This window comes from Roseospira visakhapatnamensis (assembly GCF_014197915.1).
In the GTDB taxonomy this organism is placed as follows: Bacteria; Pseudomonadota; Alphaproteobacteria; order Rhodospirillales; family Rhodospirillaceae; genus Rhodospira; species Rhodospira visakhapatnamensis.
The window spans coordinates 38,548-59,532 of record NZ_JACIGK010000019.1; the positions used below are offsets into that span (position 1 = coordinate 38,548).

General features: G+C 70.2%; 23 protein-coding genes. 10 read left to right on the top strand and 13 right to left on the bottom strand.

Annotated elements, in window-relative coordinates; translation table 11 throughout:
* Positions 1 to 20: 20 nt before the first annotated feature.
* The 3 genes from GGD89_RS12735 to GGD89_RS12745 form a co-directional block, all read right to left on the bottom strand.
* A complete protein-coding gene (locus tag GGD89_RS12735; protein ID WP_184045828.1) occupies positions 21 to 449 on the bottom strand; it encodes a hypothetical protein in 429 nt (142 codons plus the stop codon).
* 103 nt (positions 450 to 552) lie between these two features.
* The gene (locus GGD89_RS12740; protein ID WP_184045830.1) at positions 553 to 1,572 is read right to left on the bottom strand and encodes a fumarylacetoacetate hydrolase family protein; all 1,020 of its coding nucleotides are present in this window, start codon (positions 1,570 to 1,572) and stop codon (positions 553 to 555) included.
* 37 nt (positions 1,573 to 1,609) lie between these two features.
* Positions 1,610 to 2,740 carry a homogentisate 1,2-dioxygenase gene (locus tag GGD89_RS12745; RefSeq protein WP_184045832.1) on the bottom strand — a complete coding sequence of 377 codons (1,131 nt, stop codon included), beginning with the start codon at positions 2,738 to 2,740 and terminating at the stop codon, positions 1,610 to 1,612.
* Positions 2,741 to 2,919: 179 nt separating this feature from the next.
* On the opposite strand from GGD89_RS12745, the gene GGD89_RS12750 reads away from it, so the two are divergent.
* On the top strand, positions 2,920 to 3,558 hold the full coding sequence (locus tag GGD89_RS12750) for a MarR family winged helix-turn-helix transcriptional regulator (protein WP_184045834.1): 639 nt from the start codon (positions 2,920 to 2,922) through the stop codon (positions 3,556 to 3,558).
* On the opposite strand, the gene GGD89_RS12755 is transcribed toward GGD89_RS12750, so the two are convergent.
* Positions 3,542 to 5,095 (bottom strand): hypothetical protein, encoded by a 1,554-nt coding sequence (locus tag GGD89_RS12755; protein WP_184045836.1) that lies wholly within the window; start codon positions 5,093 to 5,095, stop codon positions 3,542 to 3,544. The genes GGD89_RS12750 and GGD89_RS12755 overlap by 17 nt on opposite strands.
* A gap of 182 nt (positions 5,096 to 5,277) precedes the next feature.
* Between GGD89_RS12755 and GGD89_RS12760 the strand changes: the two genes are divergently transcribed.
* The gene (locus tag GGD89_RS12760; protein WP_184045838.1) at positions 5,278 to 6,060 is read left to right on the top strand and encodes an SDR family NAD(P)-dependent oxidoreductase; all 783 of its coding nucleotides are present in this window, start codon (positions 5,278 to 5,280) and stop codon (positions 6,058 to 6,060) included.
* A 118-nt stretch (positions 6,061 to 6,178) separates the two neighbouring features.
* Here GGD89_RS12760 and GGD89_RS12765 read toward each other — a convergent pair whose 3' ends face one another.
* Complete coding sequence (locus GGD89_RS12765) at positions 6,179 to 6,388, bottom strand: ribbon-helix-helix domain-containing protein (RefSeq protein ID WP_184045840.1); 210 nt, start codon at positions 6,386 to 6,388, stop codon at positions 6,179 to 6,181.
* A gap of 836 nt (positions 6,389 to 7,224) precedes the next feature.
* Here GGD89_RS12765 and GGD89_RS12770 point away from each other — a divergent pair.
* Entirely contained in the window at positions 7,225 to 8,973 is a 1,749-nt protein-coding gene (locus GGD89_RS12770; protein ID WP_184045842.1) for a PBP1A family penicillin-binding protein, read from the top strand.
* A 15-nt stretch (positions 8,974 to 8,988) separates the two neighbouring features.
* On the opposite strand, the gene GGD89_RS12775 is transcribed toward GGD89_RS12770, so the two are convergent.
* From GGD89_RS12775 to hisH, 4 genes are read right to left on the bottom strand one after another with little or no spacing between them, the layout of a single operon-like run.
* Positions 8,989 to 9,342 (bottom strand): phosphoribosyl-ATP diphosphatase, encoded by a 354-nt coding sequence (locus GGD89_RS12775; protein ID WP_184045844.1) that lies wholly within the window; start codon positions 9,340 to 9,342, stop codon positions 8,989 to 8,991.
* Positions 9,329 to 10,105: an imidazole glycerol phosphate synthase subunit HisF gene (gene hisF, locus GGD89_RS12780; RefSeq protein ID WP_184045846.1), complete on the bottom strand. Its 777-nt coding sequence runs from the start codon at positions 10,103 to 10,105 to the stop codon at positions 9,329 to 9,331. Before hisF ends, GGD89_RS12775 begins: the two co-directional genes overlap by 14 nt.
* Positions 10,099 to 10,848 (bottom strand): 1-(5-phosphoribosyl)-5-[(5-phosphoribosylamino)methylideneamino]imidazole-4-carboxamide isomerase, encoded by a 750-nt coding sequence (gene hisA, locus GGD89_RS12785; RefSeq protein WP_184045848.1) that lies wholly within the window; start codon positions 10,846 to 10,848, stop codon positions 10,099 to 10,101. Before hisA ends, hisF begins: the two co-directional genes overlap by 7 nt.
* Before the next feature lie 4 nt (positions 10,849 to 10,852).
* Positions 10,853 to 11,497 carry an imidazole glycerol phosphate synthase subunit HisH gene (gene hisH / locus GGD89_RS12790; RefSeq protein ID WP_184045850.1) on the bottom strand — a complete coding sequence of 215 codons (645 nt, stop codon included), beginning with the start codon at positions 11,495 to 11,497 and terminating at the stop codon, positions 10,853 to 10,855.
* Positions 11,498 to 12,337: 840 nt separating this feature from the next.
* Between hisH and GGD89_RS20555 the strand changes: the two genes are divergently transcribed.
* Entirely contained in the window at positions 12,338 to 14,104 is a 1,767-nt protein-coding gene (locus GGD89_RS20555; protein ID WP_184045852.1) for a trypsin-like peptidase domain-containing protein, read from the top strand.
* Positions 14,105 to 14,132: 28 nt separating this feature from the next.
* Here the strand turns inward: GGD89_RS20555 and hisB are convergent, their stop codons facing one another.
* Entirely contained in the window at positions 14,133 to 14,732 is a 600-nt protein-coding gene (gene hisB, locus GGD89_RS12800) for an imidazoleglycerol-phosphate dehydratase HisB (RefSeq protein ID WP_184045854.1), read from the bottom strand.
* A 343-nt stretch (positions 14,733 to 15,075) separates the two neighbouring features.
* Here hisB and GGD89_RS12805 point away from each other — a divergent pair, with 343 nt between their 5' ends.
* Both GGD89_RS12805 and GGD89_RS12810 read left to right on the top strand, forming a co-directional pair.
* Entirely contained in the window at positions 15,076 to 15,588 is a 513-nt protein-coding gene (locus GGD89_RS12805) for a helix-turn-helix domain-containing protein (RefSeq protein WP_343058596.1), read from the top strand.
* Positions 15,589 to 15,595: 7 nt separating this feature from the next.
* Complete coding sequence (locus tag GGD89_RS12810) at positions 15,596 to 16,156, top strand: methylated-DNA--[protein]-cysteine S-methyltransferase (RefSeq protein ID WP_246423090.1); 561 nt, start codon at positions 15,596 to 15,598, stop codon at positions 16,154 to 16,156.
* 20 nt (positions 16,157 to 16,176) lie between these two features.
* On the opposite strand, the gene GGD89_RS12815 is transcribed toward GGD89_RS12810, so the two are convergent.
* On the bottom strand, positions 16,177 to 16,593 hold the full coding sequence (locus GGD89_RS12815) for a hypothetical protein (protein WP_184045856.1): 417 nt from the start codon (positions 16,591 to 16,593) through the stop codon (positions 16,177 to 16,179).
* Between the two features lie 839 nt (positions 16,594 to 17,432).
* On the opposite strand from GGD89_RS12815, the gene ptsN reads away from it, so the two are divergent.
* Both ptsN and rpsD read left to right on the top strand, forming a co-directional pair.
* Positions 17,433 to 17,897, top strand: a complete 465-nt coding sequence (gene ptsN / locus GGD89_RS12820) for a PTS IIA-like nitrogen regulatory protein PtsN (RefSeq protein ID WP_184045858.1) — start codon at positions 17,433 to 17,435, stop codon at positions 17,895 to 17,897.
* 254 nt (positions 17,898 to 18,151) lie between these two features.
* The gene (gene rpsD / locus GGD89_RS12825; protein ID WP_184045860.1) at positions 18,152 to 18,766 is read left to right on the top strand and encodes a 30S ribosomal protein S4; all 615 of its coding nucleotides are present in this window, start codon (positions 18,152 to 18,154) and stop codon (positions 18,764 to 18,766) included.
* A gap of 250 nt (positions 18,767 to 19,016) precedes the next feature.
* Here rpsD and GGD89_RS12830 read toward each other — a convergent pair whose 3' ends face one another.
* Together GGD89_RS12830 and GGD89_RS12835 are read right to left on the bottom strand one after the other, a co-directional pair.
* A complete protein-coding gene (locus GGD89_RS12830; protein WP_184045862.1) occupies positions 19,017 to 19,451 on the bottom strand; it encodes a hypothetical protein in 435 nt (144 codons plus the stop codon).
* 230 nt (positions 19,452 to 19,681) lie between these two features.
* Positions 19,682 to 20,164 (bottom strand): hypothetical protein, encoded by a 483-nt coding sequence (locus GGD89_RS12835; protein WP_184045864.1) that lies wholly within the window; start codon positions 20,162 to 20,164, stop codon positions 19,682 to 19,684.
* A 188-nt stretch (positions 20,165 to 20,352) separates the two neighbouring features.
* Here GGD89_RS12835 and GGD89_RS12840 point away from each other — a divergent pair, with 188 nt between their 5' ends.
* Both GGD89_RS12840 and GGD89_RS12845 read left to right on the top strand, forming a co-directional pair.
* Positions 20,353 to 20,607, top strand: coding sequence for a DUF4164 family protein (locus GGD89_RS12840; protein WP_184045866.1), 255 nt, complete (start codon positions 20,353 to 20,355; stop codon positions 20,605 to 20,607).
* Positions 20,608 to 20,614: 7 nt separating this feature from the next.
* On the top strand, positions 20,615 to 20,983 hold the full coding sequence (locus tag GGD89_RS12845; RefSeq protein WP_184045868.1) for a cell division protein ZapA: 369 nt from the start codon (positions 20,615 to 20,617) through the stop codon (positions 20,981 to 20,983).
* Positions 20,984 to 20,985: the final 2 nt, after the last annotated feature.

Sequence of the window (20,985 nt, forward strand, 5' to 3'; positions counted from 1 at the left end):
ATCCCTCCCGCGCTCCCGCGTTACCGTCCGTCGTCGGCCAGCGCCAGCAGGCGTTGTCCGGCCTCGGTCAGGTCGAACAGGCGGGTCCCGTCCGGCCCCTCGCCGTCGCGCACCGTACCCAGGAACACCTGCCCCTTCAGGGTCTCCAGCAGGTCCGACGGCCCCAGTCCCGTGGCGGTCGCCAGCGCCGGCGCGTCTCGGTGCCCCGCCTGGAGGGCCCGCAGAACCAGGGTGGCGGGATCGGCGCCATGCGCCGCCGGCCGCCCGGCCCCCGCGCCGCGTGGCCCGTCCCCCGCAAGCCCCGCCCCCTTTAGGAACGCATCGACGGCCGGCGCGCGTGTCCCGGCGACCTTCGACAGCGTCCGAGGGTCGAGCCCGCCGGGGGACTCCCGCGCCATCAGGTCGCGCGTGGTCTCCAGGAAGGTTCCGAAGTAGTCGAAGTTCCGCATGGGCGTCGTCCCGGGCAAGGTGGACGGCGGACGGTCCGGTCCATCCCGCACGCCCTCACGATACGGCGCGAGTCCGGGACCCGCAATGCTTCAGCCGCCCCGCTCAGGCGCGATCGTAGCGCGCCACCCGCTGGTCGATGGCCCCGAAGATCGACGCCCCCGCGCCGTCCTCCATGGTGATCCGCACCCGGTCGCCGAAGCGCAGGAACGACGTCGCCGGCTGACCGTCGCGGATGGTCTCGATCATGCGCACCTCGGCGAGGCAGGAGTAGCCGACGCCGCCGTCGGCCAGGGCCGAGCCGTGACCGGTGCCCTGCCGGTTGGATACCGTCCCCGAGCCGATGATGGTCCCCGCCCCCAGTGGCCGGGTCCGGGCCGCGTGGGCGATCAGGCGCGGAAACCCGAAGGTCATGTCCCGGCCGGCATCCGGCATCCCGAAGGGCACGCCGTTGATGAACGACAGCAGCCGGCCATGCAGACGGGCGCCGTCCCAGGCATCCCCCAGGTCGTCCGGCGTCACCGCCACCGGCGAAAAGGCGCTGGACGGCTTGGACTGGAAGAAGCCGAAGCCCTTGGCCAGTTCCCCAGGGATCAGGCCGCGCAGCGACACGTCGTTGACCAGCATCACCAGCGCGACATGCCCGGCCGCGTCGGCCTCGGACACGCCCATGGGCACGTCATCGGTGACCACGGCGATCTCGCCCTCGAAATCGATGCCCCAGGGGGCGTCATCGGCCAGCACGATGTCGTCGCACGGCCCCAGGAAGGCGTCGGAGCCCCCCTGGTACATCAGCGGATCGGTCCAGATGCTGTCCGGAACGTCCGCGCCGCGCGCCCGGCGCACCAGTTCGACGTGGTTCACGTAGGCCGAGCCGTCGGCCCACTGGTAGGCCCGCGGCAACGGCGCGGCGCAGGCGGCGGGATCGAACGGCCGGGCGTCGGCCACCGCGCCGGCCTCCAGCGCCACGGCCACCTCGGCCAGACGCGGCGCACAGGCCGACCAGTCGTCCAGCGCCGCCTGCAGGGTCGGCGCGATCGCCGGCACCGGCACGCACCGGCTCAGGTCGCGGGACACGATCACCAGGCGGCCATCGCGCCCATGCTTGAGGGAGGCGAGTTTCATGGCGGTCCCGCTCCGTTGAAGAGTAGAGAGGCAGGAATCACCTGGTATTGGTCTTCCAGGAGTCGGCATAGCCCGTCCACTCCACGCCGGCGGGCAGGTCGCCGACCTCCAGGACATCGCGGGTGTCGATCATCACGGCGACCTCGTCGGTTTCCTTGCGCGCATGCCGCATGGCGGTCTGATAGGCGCCGGGATGGGGACCGTGGGGGAAACCGGCCGGGTGGAAGGTGCTCATGCCCGGATGGATGTTGTCGCGCGAGAAGAACTGACCCCGGTGATAGAAGATCACCTCGTCATAGTCGTCGTTGGAATGGTAGTAGGGCAGCTTCAACGCGCCGGGATCGCTTTCGATCGGGCGCGGGCAGAAGGTGCAGATCACCACGCGATCCGCCAGCCACGTGGTATGGGCCGAGGGCGGCACGTGATAGCGATGGCTCATCAGGGGGCGGATGTCGCGCCAGTTCAGGCGCACCGGCGCCAGGTCGCCGTGCCAGCCCACCGCGTCCAGGGGATTGAACGGATGCACGAGGGTGGTCAGTTCGTTCCGGCGCTTGACCACGGTGTGCCATTCGGCCTCGTCCTGCTGATCCAGGAACGCCGCGTCGATCGCCGGCACGTCCAGCACGGCGGGATCGAAGATCGCCTGGCGTCCCACCGGCCCCTTGAGCGGCAGGCCGAAGGCATCGTTGGTCGCCTCGACCAGCAGCACCATGGCCGACCCGTCCCAGGACACGCGCCAGGCGGTGCCACGCGGCAGCACCACGTAGTCGCCCTCCCGCACGGCCAGGTGCCCGTAGTCGCAGAACAGGTGACCGCCGCCCTCATGGATGAACAGCACCTGGTCGCCGTCGGTGTTGCGCACCAGGTGGTCCATGGCCCCGTCGGTCCGCCACAGGCGGATTTGGGTGTGGGCGTTGTGCAGGATCACCGGCGCGGCGAAGGGACTGGGACCGGCGGGCTCCAAGCGGGTCAGGTCGAAGGCGCGCGGGCGCAGGGGGCCGTCGAAACGGTTCCAGCCGGTGGGCGGATGGCGATGGTGGAACTGGGTGGCCGGGCCGAAGAACCCCTCGCGCCCGGCCTCGCGTTCGTAGGTGCCCTCGGGCAAGTCGCAATGGGCCTGGCGGCTGGCCCGGCCCTCGACGCGCGAAACGGGAATCCAGGATTTCATGGGGACGCGTCCTCTCCGAATACCGTGGGCTGGTCGTCCAGCCGCGTGGCCAAGCCGGCCGACGGTGCGCGATCATCGTCTCGGACGCAAGAATAGTTTCACATGAAACCATTTCCAAGACAAAATCGTTGGTGTTCCTCCCCCGCCCCATGACCGGCCCTCAACTGCCAGGACCCCCGATGACGACTCAGGATCCCATACCGCCCGATGCCCCGCACCCGCGCTGCGACGCCTGCGCGACCGGCCAGCCGGCCCCGACCGCCCCCGACCCGCCATCGGGCGCGGCTGGGACCACGGACGGAGAGGACGCGGGCGCGGCCCGGGTGCTGCGCCTGGAAACCTTCCTGCCCTATCGCCTGTCGGTGCTGGCCAACACCATCAGCCACGCGGTGGCCCTGGCCTACCGGGACCGCTTCGGACTCGGCGTGGCCGAATGGCGGGTGATGGCCACGCTCGGCGAGCGTTCGGCCGCCCCTCCCTCCCCGGCCGAGACCCCGCCGTGCGCGAACACCGTGGCGGCGCGCACGGCCATGGACAAGGTGCAGGTCAGCCGGGCCATCGCCCGCATGATCACCGCCGGACTGGTGTCGCGCGCGCCCGACCCGCACGACCGGCGCCGCGCCATCCTGTCCCTGACGCCGGAGGGACGGGCGATCTATGAGCGGATCGTGCCCGCCGCCCTGGACTACGAGCAGCGCCTCATGGCGTTGCTGACGGACTCGGAGCGGGCCTGCCTGTCGCGTCTAATCGACAAGCTGATGACCAACGCCCGCTCGGTGGAGGGCGCGACACCGGCGGACCTCACCCCCCCTCGGTGACCGACAGCGTCCGCTTGCGCAGCATCACCCGCATGGCATCCACCGCCCGGGGCGTGCGCAGGATATCCTCCACGGACGCGCCCTCGGCCTCCAGGCGCTCGCCCAGGCGGGTAAAGGCGAACTCCAGGCTTTGCAGGACGAAGCGCGCCCGGGTCCAGCCGATGGCCGCGTGTCCGTCGGTGAAGGCGGTGAACGCGTGCTCGTTGAAGGCGCGCACGTTGGCCGGATCCGCCCAGGCCCCATGAGACAGGTCGTAGGGCACCAGCAGTTCCAGCGCCCCGTCCTCGGCCAGCAACGCCAGACAGGTGGTCATCAAGCCCGTCAGGTCGCGTGCCCGCGCCGGCACCCAGGGCGCCAGGATACGCCGGAAGCCGCCCGCCAGCAGCGCCACCGCGCCGAAGCGCTCGGTCTCGAACACCTGCCCGACGATGCCCGGATCGCAGGGGTCGGCCAGCATGTCGGGCGACGCCGCCCCGACCGGGGTCGAGACTCCGGGCCAGTCAAGGTTGATGGCCTCCTCGACCGGGTCGCGCCCGCCGTTCAGGTTCAGCACCGCCGGCGTCCCGCCCGGCACCGACACCGCCGGCTTGGCGCCCCCCGTCGGCCGTGCCCAACCGCTCGGCCCGGGACCGACAAAGCGGCGCTCGCCACCGGTTCCCGCCTCGCGCAGGGACTCCGGCAGGCGCGCCAGGGCCCGCTTGAGGATGGTCGCCGCGTCCCGCCGCCGCACGGCGTCGAAGCCCCGCAGTTCCAGGGCATTGCGGCCGTCGATATCGGTGTTGAGGCGCTGGCAGGCGCGCGCCAGTTCGGCGAAGGCGGCGATGCGCACCCCGCCGCGCAGGATTTCATCGGCCTCCAGGTCCAGCGTCGGCTCGGCGATCACCGCCTTGCGGTTGGCCAGAAGGTAGAGCAGGCGGGTCGGCTCCGGCGCCTGGTCCTTGAGGGGCGGCAGTTCCAGCACCGCGCGCGCCCGCGCCACCAGGGCGTCGCGCTTGTGGCCGTGGACCTCGGCGACGTGGCGCACCTCCAGGCCCTTGGCCTCCAGGTCGGCCAGCAGACGCCAGCGCGCCCGGTCCATGCCGCCGATGAACAGCAGGCCGATGTCCTGGGCCCGGGCCGGCGGCACGCGTCCCAGGGCCGGCACCCAGCCCGGCGGCACGTGCGACAGGCCCTCGGCGCGGCTGGTGGCCTGAGCCAGGGAATCCAGAGACGCGCGGCTGACGTCCCACACCGGATTGCGGACCAGCAGGCGCGCATAGTCCGGGTGGGTCGCGGCGATACCACCGACGGGGATGGGCACGGCGTTGTAAACCACCACCTCCGGCGGCAGCGCCGCCAGGTCCGGTCCCGGCAGAAGGTGTCCGCCGATCAACACGGTCAGCGCCCGCGGGTCCGTGCCCCCCGTGACCCGGTCGACGGCGTGGCCCAGTTCGCGCAGCCCCTCGACCACGATCAGGGTCAGGTCGTCCAGCGCCGCCACGCCCGACACACCCGGCGGACGGGCCTGGAGGACACGGATGGTGCGACGCTGGGACATCGGCGGGGCGCCTCTCGGGCGAAAGGGATGGGGAAAGCGGAGGCCAACCGTAGCGAACGCCCGGTGGGGTCACAAGGTCACATGGGAGGGCGGGGAACGCGGAGAGTCGCGCCCTTCCCTTTCGCCGCCGGTGGAGTCATGGTCCGGGCACCCTGCCCACCCCCGCGATCCCCGAGGCTCCCATGATCACCGCTTCGCCCACACCCGACCCGTCCCTCGGCCTCGCCGGCCTGCGCGTGCTGGTGACCGGCGGGACCACCGGCATCGGCGGCGGAATCACGCGCGCCCTGGCGGCGACGGGCGCCCGGGTGGCCGCGCAGTATCACGACGGCGCCGAGACCGCCCGCGCGCTGACGGCCGAGACCGGCGACGCCGTCACGACCCGCGCCGCCGACCTGACCGCCGCCGGTCAGCCGGCCGCCGTGGTCGCCTGGGCGGTCGACGCCCTGGGCGGGCTGGACGCGGTCGTGAACAACGCCGGCGGCATGGTGGGCCGCATGCCGTTCGAAGCCATCGACGACACTTTCCTGGATCGCGTCTTCGACCTGAACGTCCGCCAGGCGGTCAAGGTCACGCAAGCCGCCCTGCCCGCCCTGACGGACAGCGCGCACGCCTCCGTGCTGTTCCTGGGGTCCATCAGCGCCCGCACCGGGGGGAGCCCGGGCTCGTCGATGTACAGCGCCTGCAAGGCGTTCCTGTCCACCCTGACGCGATCCTTGGCGCGCGAACTATCGCCACGCGGCATCCGTGTCAACGCCTTGTCGCCGGGCACCGTCGACACCGCCTTTCATCAGCGGCACTCGACACCGCAAAAGCTGGAGAGCACGCGCGCGAGCATTCCCCTGGGCCGCCTGGGCACGCCGGCCGACTGCGCCGGCCCGGCGTTGACCCTGCTTTCACCGACGCTGGGCGGATACGTGACGGGCCAGGTGGTGGAGGTCAACGGTGGTCAACTCATGGCGTGAGCCGCCACGGCGCCCTCCGCGCGCCGCCAGACCAGGCCAAACCGCGAGGCAAACCCCGGGCTATCGTCGCCCGGGCTATCGTCCCCGGAGCCGGCCATCGCGCGCGGCCCGGGCATCCTCAGGTATTGGCCACCCGCAACAACCGGCGATCGTCCTCGCGCAAAAGCTGATCGACCGTCTTGTGGTAGTCTTCCCAAGTATCGCAGAACTCTCCGATCGCCTGCACAAGGCATTCCTCGGAGGACCGTCCCGTTCGCTCCGCCAGGGACGTCAACCTGTCCAACAGAGCCTGCGGTACATTGGCGGTCATGGGCACAGTATGGGTCACGACGAAAACACCTCCTTGTTGCGAAATGGCCCCCATGCCGACCCCTGACCGACGACGATCGGGTGCGCGGTCCCCCTCCGCGCGGGCTGTCGCCCTCCGTCACCCTGGTCCCCGCGAGGTCTTGGTCCGGCCTCGATCGGAGTCCCGCCTGCCGCGACTGTTATGCCCGGAGTCGGGATGGAATGGAAAGAGGTCATGACCAAATACAGCGTGTTTTCGTGCAGGGCCAGATATGGTTTATTGTCCTGGGGTGCGGGTCCCAATATCTGGAATCTCCTTGTCAGTGTCGACCATCACTCCATCGCATTTTAAGTATATCGAAGGGAATATGAGGGGGGCGATTCGCGCCGCGCATCCCTCGCGAGGAATCGCGCGGCGGACGGTGACGGACGACTCTTCACCAATTCGTGGCGCATCGCGTCCTTATTGGATGATGGGAGCGGGCGGCTCGTCCATCAAGGGGCCGGCGCGCGGTCCCGCCAGCGCCTGGCCATGATATGCCTCATGCGCGCTTGACGTCCTGGAGACTGGAACCCATGGCGAGTCGGGGGGACCGCAATAGCGGTAGCGGAGGACGGCGCGCCGGACCCAAGGCCGGCGCCCGAGGGTCCGGCCGCGCCGCGGCGACCGGAACCCGCTCAGCCAAACGCGCGCCAAAGACACGCACGCCCCGGGGCAAGGCCCGGCCCCAGGGCGCCCCCCCCGCGCGCCCTCCGAAAAAACCGGCATCCGGGGCCGGCGCGACGCGGCGCCGGCGACGGTCGCCCCCGCCGCGGTCCCGGGCGCGCGCGTCCCGCCGCTCACCGTGGCTGCGCGCGCTCGCGCTCGGTCTGGTGGTGGTCATCTGGTCGGCCGTGGTCCTGGCCGGCGTGATCGGCTGGTACGCCTACGACCTCCCGAATGTGCAGGAAGCCGCCGCCCGCCCGCGCCCGGCCAGCATGGTCGTCCAGGCCGTGGATGGGACGCCCCTCGCCGCCGTCGGCCCGATCCATGGCGATCCGGTCTCGGTCGCGACACTGCCCCCGATCCTGGTACGGGCCGTGCTGGCCACCGAGGACCGGCGCTTCCACCACCATTTTGGCGTCGATCCCATCGGGGTCACCCGTGCCATCATCGTCAATGTGACCCAGGGGCGGTTCGTCCAGGGCGGCAGCACCATCACCCAGCAGGTGGCGAAGAACCTGTTCCTGACCCACGCCCGCACCTTACGCCGCAAGGTCCAAGAGGTGCTGCTGGCACTGTGGCTGGAGCACACCTTCACCAAGGAGCAGATTCTCGACCTGTACCTGAACCGGGTCTACCTGGGGGCCGGCACCTATGGCATGGACGCGGCCGCGCGGCGCTACTTCCGGCGCCCGGCCACGCAGGTCACCCCCTATCAGGCGGCGGTGCTGGCCGGCCTGATGAAGGCCCCCTCACGCCTCAACCCGGCCACCAGCCCCGACCGCGCCCACGCCCGCGCCCGCGAGGTGCTGGGCAACCTGGTGGAGACCGGCGACCTGGACGCCGCCCAGGCCGCGCGCATCGCCCGCGAGGGCCGGTCCGACCTGGCGCTGGCCCGGGGGCGGGGCAGCGGCGGGCGCTACTTCGCGGGCTGGGTGATGGACCGCGTGGACGGTCATGTGGGCACGCCGGGCCGTGACCTGGTGGTGGAGACGACGTTGCGACCGGCCGTCCAGCACGCCGCCGAGCAAGCCCTGTCCACGGTGCTGGAACGCGAGGGACGGGCGCGCGGGGCCACCCAGGGCGCCGTGGTGGTTCTGGATCCGGGAGGCGCGGTGCTGGCCATGGTCGGCGGGCGCGACTTCCGCGCCAGCCAGTTCAACCGCGCCGCCCAGGCACGGCGGCAACCGGGATCGGCCTTCAAGCCGGTCGTCTTCCTGGCCGGCCTGGAAGCCGGCCTGCGACCCGACACCGTGATCCCCGACGCACCGGTCCGTGTGCGCGGCTGGGCGCCCGAGAACCACGATGGCCGGTTCCGGGGGCCGATCAGCCTGACCGAGGCCCTGGCGCACTCGGTGAACACTGTCGCCGTGCGCGTCGCCGAGACCGCCGGCCGCGCCCGGGTGGCGCGCGTGGCCCGGCGCCTGGGCCTGACCGAGGTGGACACCGAGGATCCCTCCCTGGCCCTGGGCACCACCGAGGTCTCGCCCCTGAACCTGACGGCGGCCTATGCCGCCATCGCCAACGGCGGCACGGCGGCCTTCCCCCACGGCATCACCCGGATCCTGGATCGCGAGGGACGCGTGCTCTACCGCCGCCAGGCGTCCGGGACGCCCCCCCGGGTGATGGCGCCCGGGCATGCAGCGGACCTGCGCGCCATGCTGCGGGCCGTGGTCACCGGCGGCACCGGGCGCGCCGCCCAGCCTCGGGGACCCGGCCTGATCGCCGCCGGCAAGACCGGAACCACCCAGGCGTTCCGCGATGCCTGGTTCGTGGGCTTCGTTCAGGACACCACGGACGGCGGCCTCGCCGTGGCCGGGGTGTGGATGGGCGACGACCGCGCGCGCGCCATGGACGGCGTCACCGGCGGCACGCTGCCGGCGGCCGTGTTCAAGGCGCTGTTCGAGTCCTGGCGGCCGTGAGGGGAGCGTTGGGCGCTACTCCGCCGTCCGCGCCGCCTTCTCGGTCAGACCGGAGGTGCCGAAGCGGCGCGCCAGTTCGGCCCACACGCGGTCGGGCGCCACGCCCGCCTCGGCCCACAGCACGCTCAGGTGATACAGCAGGTCGGCGCTTTCCGTGACCACGTGGTCCGGCCCCTCGGCCAGGGCGGCGACGATGGTTTCGGTCGCCTCCTCGCCGAACTTCTGGCAGATCTTGCCGCGCCCCTTGGCGAACAGCTTGGCGGTGTAGGAGTCCGACGGGTCGGCGCCCTTGCGGGCCGTGACCACCTCGTACAAGCGATCCAGCACCCGGGCATCGGGGGCGGGCGCGGTCGCCTCAGGCGCGGTCATGGCATTCCTCGCGCACGGCGATGCCGTCGGCGCGCATGTGCGCCTTGGCCTCGGCGATGGAGTGCTCGCCGAAATGGAAGATGGATGCCGCCAGCACGGCGGTCGCGTGGCCGTCGCGAATGCCCTCGACCAGATGGTCCAGGGTGCCCACGCCCCCCGAGGCGATCACGGGCACGGTGACCGCGTCGGCCACCGCGCGGGTCAGCGGAATGTCGAAGCCGGCCCGGGTGCCGTCGCGGTCCATGCTGGTGAGCAGGATCTCGCCCGCGCCCAGGTCCACCATGCGCCGCGCCCAGCCGATGGCCTCGATGCCGGTCGGCTCGCGTCCGCCGTGGGTGAAGATCTCGAAGCGGTCGTCGCCCACCCGCTTGGCGTCCACGGCCACCACGATGCACTGGGATCCGAACTTCTCGGCGGCCTGGCGCACGAAGTCGGGATCGCGCACCGCCGCCGTGTTGATCGATACCTTGTCGGCCCCGGCCAGCAACAGGGTCCGCACATCCTCGACCGTGCGCACCCCGCCACCCACCGTCAGGGGCATGAAGCAGCGCTCGGCGGTGCGGGCGACCACGTCATAGAGGGTATCCCGGTTGTCGCTGCTGGCGGTGATGTCCAGGAAGCACAGTTCGTCGGCCCCGGCGGCGTCGTAGACCGCCGCCTGCTCGACGGGGTCGCCCGCGTCGCGCAGGTTGACGAAGTTGACCCCCTTGACCACGCGGCCGTCCTTGACGTCCAGGCAGGGGATGACGCGCATCTTCAGCATGGCGCGGACTCCTCGGGGACGCTCAGGACCGCCAGCGCCTGCGCGAGGTCGATGCGACCATCGTACAGGGCCCGGCCGCTGATCAGGCCGACGATGCCGCTGCGGCGGTGATTGGCGACGGCGCGCACGTCCTCCAGCGAGGCAATGCCGCCGGACAGGATCACCGGCGTGGTCAGGCGCCCGGCGATGGCCGCCGTGGCCTTGAGGTTGGGTCCCTTGAGGACGCCGTCGCGGTCGATATCCGTATGGATGATGGCGGCGACCCCGGCGTCCTCGAACCGCAGCGCCAAATCGAGAGCCGTGACCTCCGAGGTGGTCGCCCAGCCCTCCACCGCCACCCGGCCGTCGCGGGCGTCGATGCCCACGGCGACACGGCCCGGAAAGTCCCGACAGGCGCGCCGCACCAGGTCGGGATCGGTCAGGGCGACGGTGCCCAGGATGACGCGCGCCACGCCCTTGTCGAGCCAGAAGGCGACGGTCTCCAGGGAGCGGATGCCGCCCCCCAGTTGCACCGGCACGCCGCCGGCCGCCGCGAGGATGCCCTCGACCGCCGCCTCGTTCACCGGCCGGCCGGCGAAGGCGCCGTTGAGGTCCACCACATGCAGCCAGCGGCAGCCGGCCTCCACGAACACCCGGGCCTGGTCGCCCGGCCGGTCGTTGAACACGGTGGCCTGGTCCATGTCGCCGCGCAGCAGGCGCACGCACTGGCCGTCCTTCAGGTCGATGGCGGGAAACAGAATCATGGGCTCAGGGCGTCCAGCGCAAGAAGTTCGTGATCAGGCGCAGGCCGGTGGCCTGGCTCTTTTCGGGATGGAACTGGGTGCCGGCCAGGTTGTCGCGCCCCACCATGGCGGTGACCGTGCCACCGTAGGACACGGTGGCCAGGGCGTGGGCCGGGTCGTTCAGCGCGACGTGATAGGAGTGCACGAAGTAGGCGTGCTGCCCCGGATGGAGGCCGGCGAGAAGGGGATGCGCCGGAGCCTCCAGCGCGAGGTCGTTCCAGCCCATGTGCGGGACCTTGAGGGCCGGGTCGGCGGGCCGGACCGGCACGACCACGCCGTCGATCCAGCCCAGTCCGGGATGGCGGCCGTGTTCCCGGCCCTCGCGCGCCATCAACTGCATGCCGACGCAGATGCCCAGGAACGGCCGCGCGGTGACCATGACCGCCTCGGCCAGCGCCTCCCTCATACCGTCCACGGCGTCCAGGCCACGCTTGCAGTCGGCGAAGGCGCCGACCCCGGGCAGGACCACGCGATCCGCCTGGATCACCTCGTCCGGCCGATCGGTGACCCGGATCCGGGCGTCCAGGTGAGCCTCGGCGGCCGCGCGCTCGAACGCCTTGGCGGCGGAGCGCAGATTGCCGGAGCCGTAGTCGATGATGGCGACGAGCATGGGATCCTCGGTACGGGGGGCGGTCTCCAGGTCTGGACCACGAACGAGCGTCGGTGACGTCGGCCCCCATCGACTGTGGGCCGGAGGCGGCATGCACGCCATCACGGACATGGCGGGCACGACAGGACAGCGCGTGGCATCAGACGCGCCCCGGTCGGCGGGACCCGCGCCGCCCCTGACGCCGCCACAAGACACGACACCTTCTAGCAGGATGGGCCCGCGGGAGAAAGGGGCTCCACCCAAGGCACCAGGGCGTTCGCCTTTGGAGACGGCCCGTTCGGTCCCCGCCCGCGTCCCCGCGAACCGCGTCACCAGGACGACACACCCCACCCCGGCCCTCCCCGTGCCGGCTATCATGGTCACACTTCTTTTTCCCGTTGGCAGCTTACGTCCAAGGTAAAGCGGGGGCTGCCGCCCCCGACCCCCGCTTGGGAGGAGACCCCCCAAGCCCTCCTTTTTTTCTTTTCTAGAAAAAACTGGGGGTCTGGGGGCTGTTCCCCAGGTAAAAACCGGGCATAGCCCGGTTCTACTTCGATGACCCAAATTAGCATTGAGATAAAGATGTGTGAATCTGGTAGCCCCATGGAATGGGGGAGGTTGGGAGGGGGGTCCTGGAGGGGCGCACGCCCAACCGGCGGGATCAGATCCAAAGGCGATCACCCCGCCCAAGGCACGCTCGCGGGATGGATCCTGGGCGCCGGGCCCCTCGACCCATCCGAAGGGGTCTGGCCAGCGAGTCCGCAAACCGGCATACTCGCTCGAAGAATAACTATTGGTTGAAATCTAGAAATGCTAATTTCCCTATATGCGCGCCTAGATTGCCGACGTGACCAGATCCGCGTGCCCTCGCTCCTGTGGTCCCGCATCGCCCGGACGGCGGTGGTGGTGGCCGCGCCGCTGCTGGCGACCGCCTGCGGGGCCGCCCCGCCGCTGCACGATGTCCCCCCGTCGCCGCCTGTCCCGCCGCTGTCGGCGGCGCAGCGGGAGGCGGTCGGCGTGATGGCCCTGGGCCGCGTCACCCACTCGGCGGACCTTGGCGCCAGCCTGGGCGGCTATCGGGTGGACTCCTTCTGCGCGGGACCGATCTCCGGCGTGGCCGCCCGGGTCAGCGACACCGACATCGCCGCGCGCTTCCGCGCGAGCTTCGCCCGGGTCATGGGCGACCGGCTGGGGTTCCGCGTCGCCGACGCCTCCGACGATCTGTTCCGCAGGGTGAGCGCCGGAGCCAAGGCCGAGTTCCTGGTGGCCGCGCGCATCGAGAACCTGCGCCTTTCGCTGTGCCGCCAGGTCAACCTCATCGGCCGCCAGATCGGCCTGAGTGGCGAGGCCACCGCGCGGATCGTCTGGCAGATGCTGGACCAGAAGACCGACCGCCTGGTCTATGACGGCGAGACCCTCGCCCGGGGCGAGCAGGCGTCGCCGGCGCTGGTGCGCATCGAGGACGTGCTGCTCAACCGGCTGTTCGAGGACGCCCTGGTCCGGCTGGCCGCCGACAACCGCTTCCGGCGCGCCGTGGTCAGCGGCGTCCCGCGCGCCGACGCGTTGCGGCGGACCGAGGTCTCGACCGGCCCCTGGGGCACCGGACCCGGTCCGCAACCCGGCGTGTCCCCCGCGGCCTGGAGCCCGGGGGCGGCCGCCGCCTCGGGACTGCTGACCCTGACCGGACCGGCCCCGTACACACGCCCCTTCGCGGTCAACGCCGAGCGGATCCGGGCCGCGACCGTCACCGTCCTGGGCATGCAGGGGCACGGGAGCGGCTTTTTCGTGAGCCCCGACGGATGGGCGCTAACCAACGCGCACGTGGTCGACCAGGGCGACGTGGTCCGCGTGCGTCTGGTGGACGGACGCGAACTCTGGGCGCGCGTGGCGCGCCGCCATCCGATCCGCGACGTGGCCCTGTTGCGCGTCGTCGGACAGGGCCTGGCGGCCGTGCCGATCCGCCCTACCCTGGCGCGTGTGTCCGAGACCACCTATGCCGTCGGCACCCCCGTGGACCGGGACCTGGGGCAGACCGTCAGCCAGGGCATTATCAGTGCCTGGCGGCCGGGCGACCGCCACGGCATGGATGTCTATCAGGCGACGACACCGATACACAGCGGCAACAGCGGCGGCCCGCTGGTCGACGCCTGGGGCAACGTGGTGGCTATCACCGTCTCCACCATTCGCGGTGGCGGCGCCATGGGGTCCAGCCTCAGCTTTTTCATCCCCGTGCACGACGCGTTGCGCCACCTGGGCGTGGTCATCCAGCCGGCCCCGGCGGCGCCCCAGCCGCCCGCCTTCATGCCCCACCCGATGCCGCCCGCGATGGCGTCTCCGATGGTGCCCTCAATGGGGCTTCCGATGACCACCCCGATGCCGCCCGGCTTCGGGGGCATGACGGCACACCCGGGTCCGGCCGCCACGCCGCCCTGGTCCGCGCCGGGCACGCGGCGCGGCGCACCATCGATCTCAACGCCACCCCCCCTTGACCCCCGCGTCGCGCCCGTCGACGCACCGGCTTCGCTATCCATCCCCCCACCGCCCGGCGGCGCCCCCCTTGAGGCCCCGCCCCCGCCCGCCGCCACCGTGCCGGACCGGGTCACCCCCGGCCGCGTGCCCCTGTTGTGATCCCGATGTCCCCGTGGTCCCGGCCGCCCTACAGCGAGCCCCCCAGGACCCCCTTGGTCGAGGGCACGGCGTCGTCCTTGCGCGGATCGATCTCCACGGCGTGCCGCAAGGCCCGCGCCAGCCCCTTGAAACAACTTTCGGCAATATGATGCGCGTTCCCGCCATACTGAGTATCCACGTGCAGTGTGATCCCCCCGGTCTGGGCGAACGCCTGGAACCACTCCTTGAAGAGCTCCGTGTCAAAGTCACCAATTTTCGGTTGTGGAAAGTCGACACGCCATACCAAATACGGCCTGTTGGACAAATCCAGGGCCACCCGAGTCAAGGTCTCGTCCATGGGAATCAGCGCATGGCCGTAACGTCGGATGCCCATTCTGTCGCCCAAAGCCTGAGATATCACGTTGCCGAGGGCCAAAGCCGAGTCTTCGGTGGTGTGGTGAAAGTCGATATGAGTGTCGCCTTCGGCGCGTATCCTAAGATCGATCAGACTATGCCGCGCAAGCTGCTCCAGCATGTGGTCGAGAAACCCGATTCCAGTCGACACATCGTAGTGCCCACTTCCGTCGAGATTGACCGAAACGCAAATCCGGGTTTCTTTGGTGACACGTTCGAGTCTGGCTTGGCGCATGCTTTGTTTCCGTGCTGCTTCGGGCCTCATCGCCCGATGTTGGTCAGTCGTGTTAGCAAGACGTGAGCACAACCGCCAGAACTCTTAACAAGAGGGCGGCGTCCACACTGGGCGCGACCCGCCCGCCAGCACATTAACCCAAAGGGTGATGCCCACACAGGGCGTGGCCATGAAGCGAGACCAAGAACACAATGCGACTCTCGCGATTATCGATGACGTCTGCACGGATCGGAGGATGTTCACGCCGTGGTGGACGACTGCCCTCTATAGGGCTTGAAGATAGAAGAGCACAAGACAAACCGTGCTTGGGTGAGACTTGGACGGGCGAGGAGAGGACGAAAACGTGACCGAACAGATGAACGACGACGCAGCCGGTCGCAAGGGAGCACCAGACCCGGTGGACGTCTACGTGGGCAGGCGACTTCGCAAGCAACGCACCTTGTTAAAGTTGAGCCAGGAACAGCTCGCGCGTGCCGTCGGCGTCACCTTCCAGCAGATTCAGAAGTATGAACGCGGCTCCAATCGCATCAGCGCCAGCCGCCTCTATGACATCGCCAAGGTTCTGGGGGTCCCCATCAACTTCTTCTTCGACCATATCGAGGACGAGATCGACGGTCGCCCGGAGGCACACATCGACGGCCTGGCGGAACCGCCGTCGCCCACCTATGCCCAGTCGGACCTGACGCGGAGCGAGACGCTCGACCTCGTCGCCGCGTACTGGAAGCTGCCCACCGACGACATCCGCCGCAAGGCCCTCGCCCTGTTGCGTTCCATGTCCGGGTTGAAGGACAAGAAGGGGGAACCGATCCCCGACGCGCCGGAGACCACGGACTCCGGCAACGACGACGAAGGCTAGACACGGCATGCCCGACGCTTCCCAGACCGATCGCGACGACCGGCGCGGGCCGCATGTGATCATGGAACGCTGGGACCCCGTGCCAGGCTCCCCGCTGGGCCCGCTGTCCCTGGTCAGCGATGGCGACTCCTTGCTGGCCGTGGACTTCGCCCCCTTCGACACCCGCCTGAAGGACCTGTTGGCGCGCCATCACGGGGCGGTCACGACCCACCCGGGGCGGATCCCGGAGCCCATCCGCACCGCCCTGGCGGCCTGGTTCGCCGGCGATCTGGCGGCGCTGGACGCCGTGCCCACCCGCACCGGCGGCACGCCGTTCCAGCGCGCCGTGTGGGATGGCCTGCGCGCGATTCCGCCCGGCGAGACCGAAAGCTACGGAACCCTGGCCGCGCGCCTGGGCCGGTCAGGCGCGGCCCGCGCCGTGGGGCGGGCCAACGCGCTCAACCCCCTTGCCATCGTCGTGCCCTGCCATCGCGTGGTGGGGGCCGGCGGCACGCTCACGGGCTACGCCGGCGGGCTGGACCGTAAACGCTGGCTTTTGGACCACGAGGCCCGGCATCGGCGGCGATGACGGACGCCCCCGCGACGCCGTCACCGCTCCTGAAGCGCCCGGCGGGCGTCGGCGAAAGCACCCGGGGCCAGCGTCCGGGTGATGTCGGAGACGGCCACCGTCCCGATCTCGCCGGCCGGATAGTATGTCGAGAACGCCCGCACCAGCCGCCAGTCGCCCGGCAACCCCGGCGCCTCGCCCGGACCGGCCAACACCTCCACCAGGATGCGCACCGACCCCAGCCAGGTCTCGGCCACGTCGCCGGTCGTCAGCGCCGTCTGCCAGGGCTTGGGATCCGAGTCCCGCCGCTGGCTCGCCTCGGTTACCCAGGCCAGGGATGTCCTGTCGGACGCGGTTCGATCCGGGGATGCCTCCCCCCGGGCAGGATCGGGCTCGTCCAGGCGGGGGCCGGAAGACCGGGGGACTCGATGGCGGTCCATGGCATCATCCTCCTGCATGGCGGGATCCGGGCCTGACCGGGGGCCGTGCCCGACCTCCCGTCACCGCGTCGGCCCTCCATCATGCCCGCGCGACGCCCCATCGCGCCACCCGGCACTGTCCATGCGCATTCGCAACCCTGCCGACCGGATGCCGTTTTTTCTTGCCTCCGTCAGCCCCCGGGACCACCCTCATTTGACGTGGACCGTCAGCCGTCCCACCTGGATCGGCGCACCGGCCCCCTGGTCGCTCGGCCTTGACTCCCCCGGACGACCTCCCTAAAGTCCGCAGGGTTAATGGGCCGGACGCCTTCACGGAGTCCGGTTCGTGTTGTTTCTGGGGCGAGCGACACGGGGACAAGACCACGCTCAACGGCTGCGTGGTAAGCCATGTCGGGGGTGAACGGTCGTGGTCGATCATGCCCCCACGTGACGCGGCGCCAACGGTTCAACACGAGGGACCGCACTGTGGGGGAAGGCCCCCTTGGCGTGTGAGGCCCCGTCGTGGGAGAAACGCCCGCCCCGGGGACAAGCCCCGCTGCCGGCGCATAAGGCTGGAACCGGCCACGTTCGTTTTGACGCTTGGGACACATCGAACTCACGGCGATAGGCACGATTTAGCGCGCGGGGACAGCGCCCCGACGCCCCCGAAGAGCGCCGGGTAGGACACAGATACCCGCGCGGACCGCCCGCCCCGATACCGTGGGACGGCGGTTCGGCTGGACTGGGACCCGGTCTCCGTTTGGCCCGCGAGTCGGGCTCCGGCCGCAAGGACCCGGATCCGGCTCCGGTGTGACCCCGGGATCAACCCGGGGCGCGTCTCCGTCCCAACCGTGACGGCGTTTTCCGAAAGGCAAGCGATGGACATCTCCGACCTGATCACGCCGGACGGCGTTATCTGCCCTCTCAAGGTGACCAGCAAGAAGCAGGCCCTACAGGCTCTCGCGAAACGGGCGGCTGTCGTGACCGGCCTTGATGACCGGGTCATCTTCGACACCCTGCTGGAGCGGGAGCGCCTGGGCTCCACCGGCGTGGGCAATGGCATTGCCATCCCGCACGGTCGCCTGGTCGGCCTGTCGCGCCTGCATGGCGTGTTCGCCTGTCTGGCGCGACCGATCCACTTCGATGCCGTGGACGACCAGCCCGTGGACCTGATGTTCCTGTTGCTGGCCCCGGAGCTGGCCGGCGCCGATCACCTGAAGGCCCTGGCCCGGGTGTCCCGCCTGCTGCGCGACCGCGCCATGTGCGAGAAACTGCGCGGCGCCGACGGTCCGGACGGCGTGTATGGCCTGCTGACCTCCCAACGCGCCAGCCAGGCGGCCTGACCTCCCCCCCGATCACCCCCAGACCGCGGACGCGCGCCTGTGCGGGACGGCCCTCAACAAGGGTTTGACCCCCAGGCGCGCATCGGCTATGCACCGGGGTTCCATTCCCGGACAGGCGGTCTTTCCTCCGCCCGATCCCGTCTCAAGCAAGCGGGATCGCGCCGCGTCCATGGCTCCCGGGACACCAATCGGCCGAATGGCCTCCGGCGCGCAACGGCGCCGGCACACAACAACCTCTATGAAGGTGTCCGTTCATGAGCAAGCGCCTGACCTCCAAGTACAAGATCGACCGCCGCCTGGGTGTCAACCTGTGGGGACGGCCCAAGAGCCCCATCAATCGACGGGAATATGGCCCCGGTCAGCATGGCCAGCGTCGCCGCAAGCCGTCCGACTTCGGCGTGCAGTTGGCCGCCAAGCAGAAGCTGAAGGGCTATTACGGCGAAATCTCGGAAAAGCAGTTCCGGCGCATCTATGAAGAGGCCACGCGACGCAAGGGCGACACGTCCGAGAACCTCATCGGCCTGCTGGAATCCCGCCTGCTGGCGGCCGTCTACCGACTGAAGTTCGTACCCACCGTGTTCGCCGCCCGGCAGGTCATCAACCACGGCCATATCCTGGTGAACGGCCGCGTTGTGACCATTCCGTCCTATCACCTCCGCGAAGGCGATGTGATCGAGGTCAAGGAGAAGTCGCGGCAAATGATGCTGATCATGGAAAGCATCGGTCTGCCCGAACGCGATGTTCCCGACTACTTCGAGGTCGATCCCTCGGGCATGAAGGGCACCTTCGTGCGCGCGCCCAAGCTGCAGGACGTGCCCTACCCGGTCCAAATGGAACCGAACCTAGTCATCGAGTTCTACAGCCGCTAAAGCGGATACGCCCCTCGTCCAGGCGACAACACCGGACGGAGTGAGCGCGTCAAGGCACGCGTGCTCCGGTCCCGGTCCCTGCAACGAGACGACGTCCGCATGAGGCACGGCACGGGCCGACGGGTGTGAACCCTTCGGCCCGTTTGCTTAGAGCGTGTTGCGTGATTTTAGAATCACCCAAAACGCTCTACGTTTTTGTTTTTAAAGCAAATCGTCGTCGCGATCCGGTTCGGATCGCTCGGGATTTGCCCTAGCGGATGGCCAGTTGCTCCCGACCGGTCAGGATGTAGCTCTCGACGCAGGGCACTCCGACACCCAGGGGCACGGGCACCCCGATCGCCAGGGCGGGCAGCAGCGCCTCGCAGGTTTCCGGCGCCGGCATGGCCATCACCGGGCCGCCGGCGGCGGGCTCCAGCACATAGGCCCGCAGGCAGGGCGCGGCGCCCACCGGCACTGGCGTCCCGACCGCCAGATCGATCAGCGCGGCGTCGCACACCGCGGCCCGCGCCAGCGTCGGCGCGGCGAACCCAAAGGTCACCGGGAGACGGTACACCGCCTTCATCGCGGCGGCGCGGTCGGACGTGGCATCCGATTCAAGGCAGGGCGCGGCGACCGGAGACGCCATCCCCACCAGAATGCCGACGACCACGACACCGACGGTCAGGGGTGTGAAAATGGAGGACATGGCACGACCCTCCCGCTGGAGGCGGGGTCTGCCGGCACCAGCCGGACCGCCGGTCCGGCATCTCCGCCCATCGCGTTCAAGTATAGCAGAAATGGGCGCCACCACCACGTCCGTGCGCGAGCCAAGCCCACGCCAGGGTTGGGTCAATCGTCAGGTCATGCGCGAGCATTCCCCGGCAAGCCCTTGACGCGAAGGGCCGGGAGTGCCCTCGACACACCCTCGGACTCGCCTTATTCCAGGCGCGCGCGGGCCAGCGCCCGGGCCTCGTCCGCCACCCGATCAGCGGATGCGTCCGGCCCGACATCCAGACTCCGCAGCGACGCGGCCGAGATCACGGCCACACCCCATGCCTCGGCGCGCGCCGCCACGGCCGCGCGCACGGCCGCCGGCACCGACTCGGCCAGCGCCAGGACCAGGTGCATCCCCGCCGGATGGGCCGGTCCCCAGTCATCCAGCACCGCCAGGGCCAGGCCGACGGCGGCGCCACAATCCACGGCCAGCATCATCGGCACCGCCGCGCTCGCCCCACCCGGGACATCGGCCAGCGCGTCCCGCACCGCGCGAGGCCAGCCGGGTCCCAGGCTTTCCACCGCCCCGCGCGGCCCGGTCACCGGCAGCGGACCGGCCGCGCGCGGCCAGACGTCGCGCGCGGCCCGCGCCTGAACCGGGCCATGCACCCGCAGCCACAGCGTGGGGATCGTGTTGAGATCCATGGCGGACCCCGACGATGACAGGTTGGAAGCGCGCCCCATTGACGAGGGTCTCCGGCCGCCCTATTCTCAGTCGTATTCACAGAAAGCTATAATAGGCGCCTGAATTCGATAAGAAAAATGGTCACTTCACACGTTCGGTCAGGTGCGGGAAACGGTACGGCCGGCGACGGCAGGAAGGAAGGCACGCGGTGCAGCGGGTTGAGTCGGCTCTTCAGGCCCTGGGCAAGGCCATCGATCGGCTGGATACGGCCCTGGACACCCATGCCAATCAACTGGTTGAGGCCGCCGAGTCCCAGGCGCGGCTGGACCAGCATGTCGCCGGACTGCGGGGAGAGTACGACTCCCTGCGGGGGGAATATGCTCAATTGAGACAGGTGGTCACCGAGGTGAACGGGCGCCTCGACGGCACCGTGTCGCGCTTGCGCGCGTTGCTGGAGGAGTAACTCGGCCATGGCTCAAGTATCCCTGACCATCAACGGCCGCGACTACCGGATCCGGTGCGATCCCGGAGAGGAAGACCGCGTCCGCGCCCTGGGAACCATCCTGGACGCCAAGGCGCATGTCCTGGCCGGCCGTCTGGGCCATGTGAGCGAGGGCCTGCTGATGGTCATGGTCGGCCTGACCCTGGCCGACGACCTGGCCGAGGTCACCCGCGACCGGGACGAGATCCGCGCGCGCCTGGAGGCCGTCGGCGACGCCGCAGATCAGGCCGAGGCCCAGGAACGACTGCGCCATGACGCCGACGACCGCGCCGCCCAGGTGATCGAATCCATGGCCCGGCGCATCGAGGGCCTTGCGGAGCGCCTGGAGCGCCCCTAGAC